Consider the following 14,553-nt stretch of genomic DNA (forward strand, 5'->3'; position numbering starts at 1 on the left):
CCAGCGGCGATTCAGTCCTGCTTGCCCGTGAGTGCCGCGTTGAAGCCGACCTCGCGTGTGTCGTCGGAATAGATGTCCGCGAACCAGCCCGGTGGCACCTTGTCCGGCATGAACGCGGTGCAGCCCGCCTTGAGTTCGTCGATCGAACCGGTCTTGCAGAGCTTCGACTCATTCGTCAGGACGAGCGGCAGCTTGAGCGTCACGCGTTGCGGAAACTCCTTGCCTTCGAGCTTCTGCACGGCCAGCTTGAGCGCCATCGCGCCCGAATACGGCGGCGCGCCATACGAAATCGAGCGATAGCCGATCGAGCGATACGAGCCCTCGCCCTTCACCGTGCCCGGCGGCAACATTTGCACGCGGTGCCCGTTCGACGATTCGCCCGCGCACGGCTTCACCTTGTCGTCCGGGACACCGGCTTCGAGCTGCATCGACGCGGCCGTGAAGCAGCCAACCTGCATCCACAGGCCGTCGATCTTGTCCCACGAGTTGGTCGCGAGAATCTTCGAGAGCTCGGTCTTCGCGGTGGCTTGGCTCCACATGCCGGTGCCTTCCGCGACGATCTTGATGCCCGGATGCTTCGCGAACACTTCCTTCGCGGCCTCGGTGCGCGCGCGGTCCACCGACGTGCCCGGCACGCCGTTGATCATCACGATATTGCCCTTGCCGTTGAGCGTTTTCGCGAGCCACTCCGCCGTCACCGTGCCCGCCTGCTTCTGGTCGATCGTCACGTTGTGCGCGCACGGCTCGGTCACTTCGCCGTCGTACGCCGCGACCACGACGCCCTTCGAGCACGCATTCTTGATCGCGCGGTTGAGCGCGGTCGGCGAGATCGGATAGATGACGATGGCCTTCGCACCCGCCTGCACCATCGAGTTGATCTGCTGGATCTGCTTCTGCGCGTCGGTGCCCGCGACCTGCACTTCGAGATCGACCTTGTCCTTGAGCGCGGGCGTGCCGGCCATCGCCTTGACCATGTTCGCGGCCTCGGTCTGCCAGTCGTTGCCGACGTAACTCATCGACAGGAAAATCTTGTACTTCTCAGCGGCCGCCGCCGGCCCGGATACGGCGAGCCCCGCCAGCAATGCGGCGCCGAGCGCGAGCCGGCCCGCCTGACGAATCGTGTGCGTCAATGCTTTCATGTCATCCTCCGATGCTTCGATTGTTTGTGTTCTAGCTTTCGACGTGCTGCAAACGTGCGCTCGCGGGCAAGGCGATGCCCGACGATCCGGGCACGACGTTCGGGTCGTGTCCGGGTATCACGAAGTCGGCGATCTGGCGGATACGCCTGAGCGATGCCAGTTCGGCAGCCGTCTCGTGAACGATGCCGACCGGCACGAGATCGACGATGTTCTCCATGCAGTTCGCGCAGTCGCCGGCGATCATGACGACGCCTTCGTCCGTATCGACCGCGACCGACTGATGCCCCGGCGTATGACCCGGCGTGGGCACGACGCGCACGCCGGGCGCGATGTCCGCGACGCCGTTCACGAACTGCCAGCGGAAATACTTGAGCGGTTCGCGGCCGATCAGGAACTCCTGGTAGTACGTGGCCTGCGTCGGCAGCGGACGTCCCGCGTATTCCCACTCCGCGGTCTGGATCACGAAGCGCGCGTTGCGAAAGAGCGTGTTGCCGCCGGAGTGGTCGTAATGCAGATGCGTGTTGATGACGATATCGACGTCGTCCGCGCTCCAGCCCACGTATTCCTTCAGTGCCCTTTCGAGGCGCTCTTCGGGCGCCTGCTCGCACGGGCACACGAAGCTCGACACCCATGCGGGGTCGTGGATGCCCGTATCGACAACGATTTTCTTGTCGCCGCCGACGATCGCCGTGGACCACACCGGCACCTTCCACGGCTGGCCGAAGTAGCGGCCATAGACCTGCGACGATCGATCGACGGTGAGCCAGCCCGTCGGCATCGCGACAACTTTCAGTTTGTTCAAGGCGGCCTCCGTGTCAGAAGTTCGTCTCGCTCGCGCCCTTCAATCCGAGCATCGCGCGCGCTTCGGCCGGCGTCGCGATGTCGAGCGACAGCCCTTCGATCACCTGGCGGATCTTCACGACCTGCGCGGCGCTCGATTCGGCGAGCTGGCCCGGCGCGATCCATAGCGAATCTTCGAGCCCCACGCGAACGTTCGAACCTTGCGCGACGCCCATCGTGCCGAGCGGAATCTGGTTGCGCCCGGCCCCGAGGATCGACCAGACGTAGTCGCTGCCGAACAGGCGATCGGCGGTGCGCTTCATGTGCGCAAGGTCTTCGGGATGCGCGCCGATGCCGCCGAGCAGGCCGAACACGCTCTGCACGAAGAACGGCGCCTTCGCGAGCCCGCGATCGACGAAATGCGCGAGGTTGTACAGATGCGAGATGTCGTAGCACTCGTATTCGAAGCGCGTGCCGTTCGCGCCGCACGACGTGAGGATGTATTCGATGTCGGCGAAGGTGTTTTTGAACACGAGGTCACGGCTGTTTTCGAGGTGCTTGCGCTCCCAGTCGTGCTTGAACTCCTTGAAGCGGTCGAGCATCGGATAAAGACCGAAGTTCATCGACCCCATGTTCAGCGACGCCACTTCCGGCTTGAAATGATGCGCGGGCTTCAGCCGCTCAGCGACCGTCATGTGCGGACTGCCGCCGCTCGTGATATTGATCACCGCATCGGTCTGCGCCTTGATGCGCGGCAGAAACTGCTGGAACACGGCGGGGTCCTGCGTCGGATGTCCGTCCTCGGGATCGCGTGCGTGCAGGTGCAGGATCGCGGCGCCTTCCTTCGCGGCCGCGAGCGCGGCGTCCGCGATCTGGTCGGGCGTGACCGGCAGATAGGGCGACATCGACGGCGTATGGATCGCGCCGGTCGGCGCGCAGGTGATGATGACCTTGCGTTTCGTTGCCATGAGACTCCTCGTGACGATGACGTTTAGAGCACTTCGACGTTGCCGCAGACCGAGATCGCCTGCCCGGAGATGCCGCTGCCGCCGGGTGAGCACAGAAAGAGCGCAGTGGCTGCGACTTCTTCGGGCGTCGTCATGCGCCGCAGCGAAATCTTCTCCAGATAGTCCTTCTCCATCTCCTCGTAGGAGAGGCCGAGCTGCTGCGCGCGCGCCGCGATCACGCGCTCGATGCGCGGGCCTTTCACGATGCCCGGCTGGATCGCATTCACGCGGATGCCCGACGGCCCGAGCTCGATCGCAAGGCTCTTCGTGAGCCCGACCACGGCCCACTTGGTCGCGGAATACGGCGTGCGGAACGCGTAGCCGAGCCGCCCCGCCACCGACGAGAGCGCGATGATCGCCCCGCCGTCCTTCGAGTGGCGAAGCAGCGGCACCGCGCGGCGCGCGAAATAGAACTGCGCGTTGAGATTCACGTCGACGGTCTGTTCCCACTCGCTCACGTCGAGTTCGTCGATACCGCCTGTCGGCCCCGCGATGCCCGCGTTGTTGATCAGCACGTCGAGGCCGCCGAGTTGCGCATCGACATCGGCGAAGACGCGGTCCACCGCCTCGCGGTCCGAGACGTCCGCGAGCGTCGCGGTGATCGCGTTGCACTCGGTCTGACTCTCGGCTTCGATGAGCGCGTCGACGGCTTGCGGGCTCGCATCGCAGACATGCACGCGCGACCCGGCGTCGACGAAAGCACGCGCGATCACGAGCCCGATGCCCGATGCGCCGCCCGTCACGAGCACGCGCAAACCCGCGTGCGGTTTCAACATCTGTAGAACCGTCATGCTCGTCTCCGTTTTTGTTCTTGAAACGGTGCTGTGTCAGGCGCTGGCCGCTTCCCTGCCTTGCAGGCGCTCCTGCAGATCGGCGGCGGCATCGCCGATGTCCTGCTCGATGCCCGCGCGCGCGCCTTCGCCGTCGCCGCGCCAGAGCGCATCGACAATGTTGCGGTGCGCCGCCATCGAACGGCGCATGTGCGGGATATCGGGTGCGACGAGGTTGAGGAACGGGCCGATGCGCATCCACAGGTTCTGGATCGTCGCGAGGGTGAGGTCGCTTGCGCCGTGTGTGTAGATCGCGATGTGGAACTCGAAGTTGCTGCGCAGGTACGCGGCGACGTCGCCGCCTTCGACATGCGCGTCCATCGTGTCGAAAATCGATTGCAGCGCGTCGAGATGGTCCTTCCTCATGCGCGATGCAGCGCGCTTAGCCACGCAACCTTCGAGCGCGATGCGCACGTCGCGCAGTTCTTCGAGGAGGTCGAGCGTCATCGGCGGGACCATCAGCGCGCGGCCGGGGCCGTCGATCAATGCGCCTTCGGCTTGCAGTCGCGTGAGGGCGGCGCGCACCGGCATCGTCGACGAACCGACCGCCTCCGCGACGCCGCGCAGGCTCAGCAACTGGCCGGGAGCGAAGCGGCCGGTCATGATCGCCTCGCGCAACTGCGCATAGACGCGGCCGGCCATCGTTTCGCGCGCCACGAGCTCGAGCGCGGGCAGGTCGTTGGAAGCTGAACGTGATGCCACTTCACTTCTCCTTGCGGTTCTTGTGACCTGTGATCACAGATGCTGAATCGAAGTTTGGTGCGTGCATCGACCACAGTCAACCCGCGTGAGATAGGGATAAACGCTAATGGGTCGCGGGCGATGCCATTATGCAGACGTAAGGTTCACGCTTCGCAGGGTCGCGTAGGGTGCTTGCCACGTTGCTGGTTCATCGCACCGCTTGCAGGCGCGCCTCCGCGTTCTAAAGATGCCCAAAGAGCGCTCCGCCCAACGGAACGAGAAACGCGGTCAACACGCCGTTGAGCCCCATCCCGAGCGCGGCGAACGCGCCCATTTCCTCGCTAACCTGAAGCGCGCGCGCCGTGCCGATGCCATGCGACGCGACGCCGAGCGCGAAGCCGCGCACCGCCGCTTCTTCGACGCGCAGCACGTTCAGGATCGAGCGCGCGAAGACCGCGCCGAACACGCCCGTCGAGATGACGAGCACCGCCGTCAGCGACGGAATTCCGCCGATCTTCTCGGCGACGGCCATCGCGATCGGCGTCGTCGCCGACTTTGGCGCGAGCGATGCCACCGTCTGATGCGGCGCGCCCAGAAGCGACGCCACGCCCACCGCCGACACGATCGCCGTCAGCGACCCGCACACGAGCCCGCCAATGAGTGGCAGCGCCGCGCGCCGCAGCTTCGGCCACTGTCGATAGAGGGGAATCGCGAGCGCGACGGTCGCCGGTCCGAGCAGGAAATGGACGAACTGCGCGCCTTCGAAGTACGTCGAGTACGGCGTGCCCGACACCCGCAGCACGACGACCAGCAGCGCCACCGAAATCAGCACCGGGTTCGCGAGCGGATTGAAGCGCGCGCGGGCGTAGATCGATTGCGCGATGAGATAGGCGATCAGCGTGATAGTGAGCCCGAGCAGCGGCGAAGCGGCGAGATAGACCCAGATCTCGCCGATCTTCGGAAGCGCGGTCATGGTTCGTCCTCGGGATCGATCGCGTTGACGGTCTGCATGCGCAGGAGCGCGCGCGTCACGAGCGCCGTCACGGCGATCGCGAGCGTGGTGCTGACCGCGACCGCGACGATCACCGCGAGCGTATTGCCGCGCAGCGCACTCGCGGACACCATGATGCCGACGCCCGCGGGTACGAACAGCAGCGAGAGGTGACGCAGGAGTTCGAGCGCGGTCGGCTCGATGGCATCGGCCACTTGCGGACGCCACGCGAGAAGCGCGAAGAGCAGCAGCATGCCGACCACCGGCCCCGGCACGGGCAGCCGGAATACGTAGGAAAGGCCTTCGCCGAAGCACTGGAACAGCAGAAGCGTAGCGAGTGCGCGCAGCATGGTCGGGCCTCGAAGTGACAGGTCGATGCGACGAGCGGCGCCCAGAAGTACCGGGGCGCCGCTCACGCATTGCAACCTGTTGTCGAGACGCCGTCAACCCCGAATCAATGACACAGCTCTTCGAGCCGCTTGCCGTTGGTCTTCGGCCCGAACACGCCGATCGATACGACCACCACCAGCATGCACGCCGTGATGCCGGTGAATACGCCCGCCACACCGAAGTCGCGCAAGAGGAACGCGATGAAGAACCCCGACATCATCGCGCCGACGCGGCTCGCCGAATACACGATGCCGTTCGCGCGGCAACGCACGGCCGTCGGGAAGAGCTCGGCCTGGTACGCGTGATAGCACACGGAGATGGTCTGTCCGGCAAGGCTGATCAGCACACCGAGCACGATCAGCGGCGCGACCGACCTCACCTGTCCGAACGCGATGCCGCACACGATCACGGCGAGCGCCCCGGCGACGATCAGCCACTTGCGCTGGATCCTGTCGGCGTAGAACATCGCGAGCATCGGTCCGACCGGCAGCGCGAACGCAATGATGAACGAATACAGCAGGCTCTTCGTCACGGTGATGCCCTGCCCGATCAGGAGCGTCGGCACCCAGTTGGCGAAGCCGTAGTAGCCGATCGCCTGGCAGAAGTTGAAGATGATCAGCATGATGAGGCGCGAACGGTACGGCGGCTGCAGCAGTTCCGAGAACGAAGCGCGGCGATGCGCCGGCTGCTCGATCACCGGCAGCGGCGGCGGCAGCGGCTTGCCCGTCTGGCGCGTGACGATCTCCTCGATCTTCGAGACGACCCGCTCGCCCTTCTCCACGTGGCCGTGCGTCGCGAGCCAGCGCGGGCTTTCCGGCACTGCACGTCGGATGAACCACACGAGCACCGCGCCGACCGAACCCGCAAGCACCACGATGCGCCATCCGTCGATACCGAACAGCGTCGTCGGTACGAGCCAGTACGAGAGGATCGCGGCGACGGGCGCAGCGGCGAACATCACCATCTGGTTGAACGCCATCGCACGGCCGCGCATGTGTTGCGGCACGAGTTCGGTGACGTAGCTGTCGATCGTGATGATCTCGATGCCCACGCCGATGCCCGTGATGAAGCGCCACAGGATCACGCCTTCGGGCGTCGTCTGGAAGGCCATGATCGCCGAGCCGACCGAGTACCACAGCAGCGAGAACGTGAAGACCGTGCGGCGCCCGTAGCGGTCCGGCATCCAGCCGAAGCCGAACGTGCCGACGAACAGGCCGGCGAACGTCGCCGCGATGAAGCCCGCGATGCCGTTGAAGCCAAAGAACGAATGCGTGGTGGTCTGCAAAAGGCCGCTTTTGGCCATGCCCGGCGCGATGTAGCCGGTGAAGATCAAGTCATAGACTTCGAAGAACCCGCCGAGCGAGATGAGGAACACGAGCATCCAGAGATGCCGCGTGATCGGCAAGCGGTCCATGCGCGCGGAGATTTCCGCGCCCGGGTTGATGCCGACGTGAACGTTCGGTGCGACGAGCGGGGGGTTGCCCGCGGTAACGGATTGCTGCATGTCTTTGTCTCCTGTCGGGCTGAGTTGGCGCTTACTCTGATCCCAAGCGCCTTACTCTGGCCCGATGCAAGGTTGCTGTTTCTCTGTACTGGCGGCGTTTCTTATCGTTGAACGTCTGCCGGCATGAAGTAGTGGTCCGCGTATCGAAACCTATTGCTGCCCAACGACACCTCGTCGAATCTGATCGCGTTCGATCGACTGGAACAGCGCCTTGAAGTTGCCTTCACCGAAGCCGTCGTCGCCCTTGCGTTGAATGAACTCGAAGAACACGGGGCCGAGCAGCGTATCGGAGAATATCTGCAGCAAGAGCCGTGGATGACCACCGCTCGTATTTCCATCGAGCAGAATCCCGCGCGTGCGCAACTCGGAGACCGGCTGTCCGTGACCCGGCAGGCGCTCTTCGAGCATCTCGTAGTACGTCTCGCTCGGCGCGGTCATCAGCGGGACGCCGGCCATCGCGAGCTTGTCGATGGTGGCGGGCAGATCGTCGGAGAGCAAGGCCACGTGCTGGATGCCCTCGCCGTTGAACTTCATCAGGAACTCCTCGATCTGCCCCGCGCCCTTCGACGATTCCTCGTTCAGTGGAATGCGGATCTTGCCGTCGGGCGCGGTCATCGCTTTCGAGGTCAGGCCCGTGTATTCGCCGGAGATATCGAAGTAGCGGATCTCGCGGAAGTTGAAGAGCTTCTCGTAGTAGCCGGCCCAGAACGCCATGCGTCCGCGATAGACGTTGTGCGTCAGGTGATCGACGAGCTTCAGTCCATAACCCTCCGGACGCCGGTCCACGCCTTCGACGAACCTGAAGTCGATGTCATAGATCGACTCGCCGTCTTCGAAGCGGTCGATCAGATACAACGGCGCGCCGCCGATACCCTTGATCGCGGGCAGACGCAGTTCCATCGGGCCGGTGGGCATTTCGAGCGGCTGCGCGCCGAGTTCGAGCGCGCGTGCGTACGCCGCATGCGAATCCTTCACGCGAAACGCGAGACCGCACGCCGACGGTCCGTGCTCCGCCGCGAAGTAAGCGGCCGGGCTTTTCGGCTCGCGATTCACGATGAAGTTGATGCCGCCTTGCCGGTACAGCACGACGTCCTTCGAGCGATGATGCGCGACGAGCGTGAAGCCGAGCTTCTCGAAGACCGGCTCCAGCGTATCGGGCGTCGGCGACGCGAATTCGACGAATTCGAATCCCATCAGGCCCATCGGGTTATCGAAGAGATCTGCCATTTGATTTGCTCCGTGATTCGATGCGCTTCCAGCGGAAAGACTCATGCGACCACCCGGCTCTTCAGGCGCGCCAGCACTTCCTGCGTATGCTCGCCGACTCGCGCCAGCGCCTGCCTCACACCGGGACGCCGTCCGCCCATCGTCAGCGGCAGGAGCACGACTTCGGTCATGCTGCCGTCGTCGGTTTCCATCGGCACGAGGCCGCCGCTCGCCTTCAGATGCGGGTCGTCGAGCAGTTGCTCGGGACGTACGATCGGCGCATACGGAATACCGGCCGCTTCGAGCTTCGGCGAAAGTTCTTCTATGCGATGCTCCTTCAGGATCGCGCCGAGCACTTCAAGCAACTCGGGGCGGATCGCGACGCGCAGCGCGTTCGTCTCGAAGCGCGGCTCGGCCGGCAGATCCGGGCGATCGAGCACGTCGCACAGCGTGATGAACTGCTTGTCGCTGACCGCGCCGATAAAAAGCTGTTCGCCGTCTGCGAGCGTGAAGACGTCATAGACGCTCCACGCCGAGACGCGCGAGGGCATCGGCGGCGGCGCTTCGCGCGTCATCGCGTATTGCTGCATGTGCTGGCCGGAGAGGAACACGCAGTTTTCAAACAGCGCGCTCTGCACTTCCTGGCCGCGTCCCGTGTGCTCGCGTTCGCGCAGCGCGGCCAGTACGCCGATCGCGCCGAACATGCCGCCCATGATGTCGTTGACCGACGTTCCCGCGCGCAAAGGCCGGCCGACCGGACCCGTCATGTACGAAAGGCCGCCCATCATCTGCACGACTTCATCGAGTGCGAGGCGCTTTTCGTAGGGGCCCGGCAGGAAGCCCTTGTGCGACACGTAGATCAAACCGGGATAGCGCTTCGAGAGCGTGTCGTAATCGAGGCCGAGCTTCGTCATCAGGCCCGGGCGGAAGTTTTCGAGCATCGCGTCGCAGGTGCCGATCAGCTCGATCGCGGCTTCCTTGCCCTCGGGCGTGTTGATGTCGAGCACGACGCTCTTCTTGTTGCGATTGAACGAGCGGAAGAAGCCGATGCCGAGGCCCGGCAGCTTGCGCGTCTTGTCGCCGCCGGGCGGCTCGATCTTGATCACTTCGGCGCCGAGGTCGGCGAGGATCATGCCGCACGTCGGACCCATGACCATGTGCGTGAATTCAATGACGCGCACGCCGTCGAGGGGAAGTCTTGCGGGGGTGCTCATGATGATGACCTCAAGCGTTGAGCGCGGCCGGAGCAGCGAAGGTTTTGGGGAGACCCGCGAGCCACAGCGCGCCGTGCAGCGATTCGCCTTCGAGCCAGCCCGCGACTTTCGCGCGCAGGGCCAGCAAGGCGGGAATGTCGATACCGGTTTCGATGCCCATGTCGGCGAGCATGAACGCCAGGTCTTCGCTCGAAGCGTTGCCGCTCGCGCCCGGCGCATGCGGACAGCCGCCGATGCCGGCAAGCGTGGCGTCGAAGCGCGCGACGCCGGTTTCGAGCGCCGCGTAGACGTTGGCGAGCGCGAGACCGCGCGTGTCGTGGAAGTGGCCGCACCAGAAGCGCTCGCCGGCGAGCTTGCGCGCCTTCTCGAACAGTTCGCGCACGGCGGCGGGGCCCGCGTAGCCGACCGTATCGGCGATGCTCACGCGATCCGCGCCTGCATCGAGCAGCGCCTGCATGCAGCGCAGCACTTCGCTCTGTTCGACGCGGCCCTGAATCGTGCAGCCGAACGCCGTCCCGATGCCGCCTTCGATCAGCGTCTTCGAGCCGGACGCATCGCGCGCGGCACGGATGCGCGCCACTTCGGCGACGACTTCATCGGGCGTCTTGCGCAGGTTGGCCAGGCTATGTTCGTGGCTCGCGGAGAGCGGCACGAGCAGCAGGTCGGCGCGTGTTTCGATAGCGCGCTCGGCGCCTTTCAGATTCGGCACGAGCACCGAGACGACGAGGCCCGGCAGCGTTTTCGCGTAGGCGACGAGTTCGGCGGTGTCGGCCAGTTGCGGCAGAAGGCGCGCGGGAACGTACGAGCCGACTTCGATTTCGCGCTGACCGGTGGCGTACGCATCGCCGATCCATTCGATCTTGCGTTCGGTCGGAAGAATGCTCGGGATGCTTTGCAGGCCGTCGCGCAAGCCGACTTCGCGGATGGCGACGTTCGCGGGGAACGAGGGCATATGTCTTGTCTCCTGTCTACCGGTCGTCAGGTTGCCGGCGTTGTGCTAACTTTAGACATTCCAGCCAAACCTTAAAGCGGTATTTTGGAAGCGCTGAAGTTCCCGTTCGGAATGTCACAGCTTCGGAGACGGCCATGCGCGACATCGACCTGAAAACGCTGCGGCTGCTTGTTGCCGTGTGCGATCACCGCAATATCGCGCGTGCGGCGGAGGAAGCGCACATCGAGCCTTCCGCGATCAGCAAGCGCATCGCGCAGCTCGAAAGCGATTTGGGCCTGCCGATCCTGTCGCGCTCGCGGCGCGGCGTCGAACCGACCGCGGCCGGCATCGCGCTGCTCGAACACGCGCGCAACGTGCTCTTCACGATGGAGCGCATCGCAAGCGACGTCGCCGCGTTCGGCGCTGGGCTGAAGGGGCGCGTGAGCGTGTGCGCGTCGGCATCGGCGATCGCGGAGGCACTGCTCGACGACATCGCTTCGTTCATGCGCGAACCCGCGTACCAGAACATTCGCGTCGAAGTGGAGGAGCGTTTGTCGCACGAACTCGTGCGGCAGTTGCGCGAAGGCGCGGCGACGGTCGGCGTGTGCTGGGACAACGTCGATCTGCAAGGCTTGCGGCACCGCCCCTACCGGCAGGACCGGCTCGCGCTCGCGGTACATCGCGATCATCCGCTCGCGGGCGAGGCGTCGCTGCGTTTCGACCAGACGCTCGAGCACGAGCACGTCGGTTTGCCGCCCGCGACCGCCGTCCACACGATGCTCCAGCGCGCCGCCGCGAGCGCGGGGCGAACGGTGTCGTATCGCGTGATCGTGTCGAGCTTCGACGCGGCTTTTCGCGTGGTCGCGGCGGGCTTGGGGATCAGCGTGGTGCCGGTGGAAGTGGCCGAGACGTATCGGCCGGTGCTCGGCATCCGCGTGATTCCGCTCGATGACGCGTGGGCGTTGCGCCGCTTCATCGTGTGCTTCAAGAACTTCGAGGCATTGCAGCCGGCCGCGCAGCGGATGGTCGAGCATCTGGTCGAACGGGCGGGGCGGGTTTGAATGTGCCGCTTGCGAAATGCCTAATATGAATGAAGCGGGCAGTCCCTTTCAGTTCGCCCGAGTCGAAGCGCTAAGCGTGCGCTGGCTTTTGTGCCAACAGCTATGACTGAGCGCTAACGACACTCCGATAAAAGGACCATTCAGGTTGAACGGCCCAGCGTTACAGGGCACGCGAGCGAACCCTGACGACGTCCGATACGACCCGTTGTTTTGCTAATCTCCTGAGATACGTAGAACGCGTTAGAGTTCTCTCCGCAAAAGTTGAGCGTCGGTTTCGCTTCTCGCCAGGTCCAATTTATTGTTTGTCGACAAGATCACGCCGAAAGGTCATTGGGTCATTGGGGCGTAAGTGGATTGGATGAGCGAATGGATGCGTCGCAGATGAAGCGCTCTTGGCCGGAGGGGGAGTGAAGCCCCGTAGGCATTAGTGGCTCTTCGGAAGCCCACGCTACCTCGTCATGCAGTCCTTCGGGGTATGGTCGTTTTAGGTCGATATCTTTGACGAGGGGAAACTTTCGAATGTACGCATCGTATTGAGTTTTCTTCACTACAAAAAGTGCGCCGCCTACAGCGGCAATTGTGTATCGACTCGAATCCTTGAACGGATCAAAGCTCTTCATGTAAACCATTCCATGAAACGTCCGTCCGCTGTCGGTCGAATAGATGAGCGAAATTGAGCAGCCACGGTCACTGCATGCGCGTTCCGGCGGTTGAGACGACGGAATCACGATGTTCTTTCCAGTGGGGTCGGCATTAATCAACCGGCCTTGAAAGTTCTCGATTCCGTTGCGTCCGAGCTTCTTGCGAATGCTTTCCTTCGTATCGTTGTAGTACGTGTCGCCGTCGTGGCAGTCGCTATAGTTTTCCAGCGTGACGAACCGATGGTCGTCGATGCGGTAAATCACCTGTGCCGGCACGTCATAGTGCGGAACCGGCTGCGGTCCCGAATAGCGCGAGCGCTCCGCATCGGAAACGCATGCGGTACACGCGGCCACGCGGCGACGCTCCGAATCAGAGCAAATTTAGCGACGTTCACTTTTAGAGTTCTTTCCGCAAAAGTTGTGCGTCGGCTTCGCTTCTCGCCAGGTCCAGTTTATTGTTTGTCGATAAGATTAAACAGACAGGTCGTTGGGTCATTGGGGTTTAGGTGGGTTCGATGGGCGAATGGATGCGTCGCAGGTGAAGCGCTCTTGGCCGGAGGGGGAGTGTAGTCCCGTAGGCATCTGAACGTCGAACTCCACGCGCTTGCCGTCTGGTAGTTTTTCGCCTTGCCCATATTGAAAGCCTGTGACCAATGGGTACCTGTTTATAATTACGCGATTGGCGATTTCGCTAATTTTCTCGGCAACATAGAACGCATCCTTGTCTACTGCGATCGTATAGTCCTTCGAGTCTCGATACGGATCAAAGCTTTTCATGTACACCATTCCATGGAACGTCCGTCCGCTGTCGGTCGAATAGATCAGCGAAATTGAGCAGCCACGGTCACTGCATGCGCGTTCCGGCGGTTGAGACGACGGAATCACAATGTTCTTTCCAGTGGGGTCGGCATTAATCAACCGGCCTTGAAAGTTCTCGATTCCGTTGCGTCCGAGTTTCTTGCGAATGCTTTCCTTTGTATCGTTGTAGTACGTGTCGCCGTGGTGGCAGTCGCTGTAGTTTTCCAGCGAGATGTATCGATGGTCGTCGATGCGGTAAATCACCTGTGCCGGCACGTCATAGTGCGGAACCGGCTGCGGTCCCGAATAGCGCGAGCGCTCCGCATCGGAAACGCATGCGGTACACGCGGCGACGCTCAGAATCAGAGCAAATTTAGCGACGTTCACTTTTAGAGTTCTTTCCGCAAGAGTTGTGTGTCGGCTTCGCTTCTCGCAAGGTCCAGTTTATTGTTTGTTGATAAGATTAAACAGACAGGTTGTCGGGTCATTGAGATATAACTGAGTTGGATGGGCGAATGGAGGTATCGCAGGTGAAGCGCTCTTGGCCGGAGGGGGAGTGAAGTCCAGCGGGCACCGGTGGGGCTTCCGCTCCTGTTTCCCATAACCCTCGTGAACCGTCCAGATTTTTAAGGTTAACCGCAGGATAGAGTGGGGCCCTTTTTACGTAGGGATCTGGGTCTCGCTCTTCGATGTACAGCGCGTCCCTCGTTGTCAAAATTGTGTATCGACTCGAATCCTTAAACGGGTCAAAGCTGTTCATGTACACCATTCCATGGAACGTCCGTCCGCTGTCGGTCGAATAGATCAGCGAAATTGAGCAGCCACGGTCACTGCACGCGCGTTCCGGCGGTTGAGACGACGGAATCACGATGTTCTTTCCAGTGGGATCGGCGTTAATCAACCGCCCTTGAAAGTTCTCGATTCCGTTGCGACCGAGTTTCTTGCGAATGCTTTCCTTTGTGTCGTTGTAGTACGTGTCGCCGTGGTGGCAGTCGCTGTAGTTTTCCAGCGAGATGTATCGATGGTCGTCGATGCGGTAAATCACCTGTGCCGGCACGTCATAGTGCGGAATCGGCTGCGGTCCCGAATAACGCGAGCGCTCCGCATCGGAAACGCATGCGGTACACGCGGTGACGCTCAGAATCAAAGCAAATTTAGTGACGTTCATTTTTAGAGTTCTTTCCGCAAAAGTCGTGCGTCGGATTCGCTTCTCGCCAGGTCTACCGTCTGTTTATCGACGAGATCAGGCATCGCATATTCACCTAAGGCAATGCTGAAAAAGGTCAACGCATCAGGGTGGCAGGCCGTTTATATTGAATGAGACAAAAGACCCTAGCGATGGCAGCAGATCAAGGCGCCGGCTTCGAGCAGTATCGTCGG

At 62.7% G+C, this 14,553-nt stretch carries 15 protein-coding genes; 1 reads left to right on the plus strand and 14 read right to left on the minus strand.

Going from position 1 to position 14,553, the window contains the following annotated elements; genetic code table 11:
• Nucleotides 1-11: 11 nt before the first annotated feature.
• From AWB65_RS22765 to AWB65_RS22815, 11 genes are all read right to left on the minus strand, one after another.
• Nucleotides 12-1,139: a sugar ABC transporter substrate-binding protein gene (locus AWB65_RS22765; RefSeq protein WP_087669282.1), complete on the minus strand. Its 1,128-nt coding sequence runs from the start codon at nt 1,137-1,139 to the stop codon at nt 12-14.
• Nucleotides 1,140-1,170: 31 nt separating this feature from the next.
• Nucleotides 1,171-1,917, minus strand: a complete 747-nt coding sequence (locus AWB65_RS22770) for an N-acyl homoserine lactonase family protein (protein ID WP_087669302.1) — start codon at nt 1,915-1,917, stop codon at nt 1,171-1,173.
• 37 nt (nt 1,918-1,954) lie between these two features.
• Entirely contained in the window at nt 1,955-2,887 is a 933-nt protein-coding gene (gene kce / locus AWB65_RS22775; RefSeq protein ID WP_087669283.1) for a 3,5-dioxohexanoate:acetyl-CoA acetone transferase, read from the minus strand.
• A gap of 23 nt (nt 2,888-2,910) precedes the next feature.
• On the minus strand, nt 2,911-3,717 hold the full coding sequence (locus tag AWB65_RS22780; protein WP_087669284.1) for an SDR family oxidoreductase: 807 nt from the start codon (nt 3,715-3,717) through the stop codon (nt 2,911-2,913).
• A 36-nt stretch (nt 3,718-3,753) separates the two neighbouring features.
• Entirely contained in the window at nt 3,754-4,398 is a 645-nt protein-coding gene (locus AWB65_RS22785; protein WP_087669303.1) for a GntR family transcriptional regulator, read from the minus strand.
• Nucleotides 4,399-4,678: 280 nt separating this feature from the next.
• The gene (locus AWB65_RS22790; RefSeq protein WP_087669285.1) at nt 4,679-5,410 is read right to left on the minus strand and encodes an LrgB family protein; all 732 of its coding nucleotides are present in this window, start codon (nt 5,408-5,410) and stop codon (nt 4,679-4,681) included.
• Nucleotides 5,407-5,778 carry a CidA/LrgA family protein gene (locus AWB65_RS22795; RefSeq protein WP_087669286.1) on the minus strand — a complete coding sequence of 124 codons (372 nt, stop codon included), beginning with the start codon at nt 5,776-5,778 and terminating at the stop codon, nt 5,407-5,409. The genes AWB65_RS22790 and AWB65_RS22795 overlap by 4 nt, the downstream gene beginning before the upstream one ends.
• A 104-nt stretch (nt 5,779-5,882) precedes the next feature.
• Entirely contained in the window at nt 5,883-7,322 is a 1,440-nt protein-coding gene (locus AWB65_RS22800) for an MFS transporter (protein WP_087669287.1), read from the minus strand.
• Between the two features lie 150 nt (nt 7,323-7,472).
• Complete coding sequence (gene hppD / locus AWB65_RS22805; RefSeq protein WP_087669288.1) at nt 7,473-8,549, minus strand: 4-hydroxyphenylpyruvate dioxygenase; 1,077 nt, start codon at nt 8,547-8,549, stop codon at nt 7,473-7,475.
• A gap of 41 nt (nt 8,550-8,590) precedes the next feature.
• Nucleotides 8,591-9,742 (minus strand): CaiB/BaiF CoA transferase family protein, encoded by a 1,152-nt coding sequence (locus AWB65_RS22810; protein ID WP_087669289.1) that lies wholly within the window; start codon nt 9,740-9,742, stop codon nt 8,591-8,593.
• 10 nt (nt 9,743-9,752) lie between these two features.
• Entirely contained in the window at nt 9,753-10,694 is a 942-nt protein-coding gene (locus AWB65_RS22815; RefSeq protein ID WP_087669290.1) for a hydroxymethylglutaryl-CoA lyase, read from the minus strand.
• A gap of 134 nt (nt 10,695-10,828) precedes the next feature.
• Between AWB65_RS22815 and AWB65_RS22820 the strand changes: the two genes are divergently transcribed.
• Nucleotides 10,829-11,734, plus strand: a complete 906-nt coding sequence (locus tag AWB65_RS22820; protein ID WP_087669291.1) for a LysR family transcriptional regulator — start codon at nt 10,829-10,831, stop codon at nt 11,732-11,734.
• A gap of 335 nt (nt 11,735-12,069) precedes the next feature.
• Here the strand turns inward: AWB65_RS22820 and AWB65_RS22825 are convergent, their stop codons facing one another.
• The 3 genes from AWB65_RS22825 to AWB65_RS35740 form a co-directional block, all read right to left on the minus strand.
• Nucleotides 12,070-12,729 carry a T6SS immunity protein Tli3 family protein gene (locus tag AWB65_RS22825; protein ID WP_087669292.1) on the minus strand — a complete coding sequence of 220 codons (660 nt, stop codon included), beginning with the start codon at nt 12,727-12,729 and terminating at the stop codon, nt 12,070-12,072.
• A 138-nt stretch (nt 12,730-12,867) separates the two neighbouring features.
• Complete coding sequence (locus tag AWB65_RS22830; RefSeq protein WP_087669293.1) at nt 12,868-13,560, minus strand: T6SS immunity protein Tli3 family protein; 693 nt, start codon at nt 13,558-13,560, stop codon at nt 12,868-12,870.
• A 97-nt stretch (nt 13,561-13,657) separates the two neighbouring features.
• On the minus strand, nt 13,658-14,341 hold the full coding sequence (locus AWB65_RS35740; RefSeq protein WP_125474174.1) for a T6SS immunity protein Tli3 family protein: 684 nt from the start codon (nt 14,339-14,341) through the stop codon (nt 13,658-13,660).
• Nucleotides 14,342-14,553: the final 212 nt, after the last annotated feature.

It is taken from the genome of Caballeronia humi (assembly GCF_001544475.1).
GTDB classification, from domain to species: Bacteria; Pseudomonadota; Gammaproteobacteria; order Burkholderiales; family Burkholderiaceae; genus Caballeronia; species Caballeronia humi.

What these genes read in the sequence shown, in the direction of transcription:
- AWB65_RS22820 (WP_087669291.1), top strand. Translation starts at nt 10,829, where the DNA reads ATGCGCGACATCGACCTGAAAACGCTGCGGCTGCTTGTTGCCGTGTGC.
- hppD (WP_087669288.1), bottom strand. Translation starts at nt 8,549, where the DNA reads ATGGCAGATCTCTTCGATAACCCGATGGGCCTGATGGGATTCGAATTC.
- AWB65_RS22785 (WP_087669303.1), bottom strand. Translation starts at nt 4,398, where the DNA reads ATGGCCGGCCGCGTCTATGCGCAGTTGCGCGAGGCGATCATGACCGGC.
- AWB65_RS22800 (WP_087669287.1), bottom strand. Translation starts at nt 7,322, where the DNA reads ATGCAGCAATCCGTTACCGCGGGCAACCCCCCGCTCGTCGCACCGAAC.
- AWB65_RS22810 (WP_087669289.1), bottom strand. Translation starts at nt 9,742, where the DNA reads ATGAGCACCCCCGCAAGACTTCCCCTCGACGGCGTGCGCGTCATTGAA.
- AWB65_RS22795 (WP_087669286.1), bottom strand. Translation starts at nt 5,778, where the DNA reads ATGCTGCGCGCACTCGCTACGCTTCTGCTGTTCCAGTGCTTCGGCGAA.
- AWB65_RS35740 (WP_125474174.1), bottom strand. Translation starts at nt 14,341, where the DNA reads ATGAACGTCACTAAATTTGCTTTGATTCTGAGCGTCACCGCGTGTACC.
- AWB65_RS22765 (WP_087669282.1), bottom strand. Translation starts at nt 1,139, where the DNA reads ATGAAAGCATTGACGCACACGATTCGTCAGGCGGGCCGGCTCGCGCTC.
- AWB65_RS22770 (WP_087669302.1), bottom strand. Translation starts at nt 1,917, where the DNA reads ATGCCGACGGGCTGGCTCACCGTCGATCGATCGTCGCAGGTCTATGGC.
- AWB65_RS22815 (WP_087669290.1), bottom strand. Translation starts at nt 10,694, where the DNA reads ATGCCCTCGTTCCCCGCGAACGTCGCCATCCGCGAAGTCGGCTTGCGC.
- AWB65_RS22790 (WP_087669285.1), bottom strand. Translation starts at nt 5,410, where the DNA reads ATGACCGCGCTTCCGAAGATCGGCGAGATCTGGGTCTATCTCGCCGCT.
- kce (WP_087669283.1), bottom strand. Translation starts at nt 2,887, where the DNA reads ATGGCAACGAAACGCAAGGTCATCATCACCTGCGCGCCGACCGGCGCG.
- AWB65_RS22780 (WP_087669284.1), bottom strand. Translation starts at nt 3,717, where the DNA reads ATGACGGTTCTACAGATGTTGAAACCGCACGCGGGTTTGCGCGTGCTC.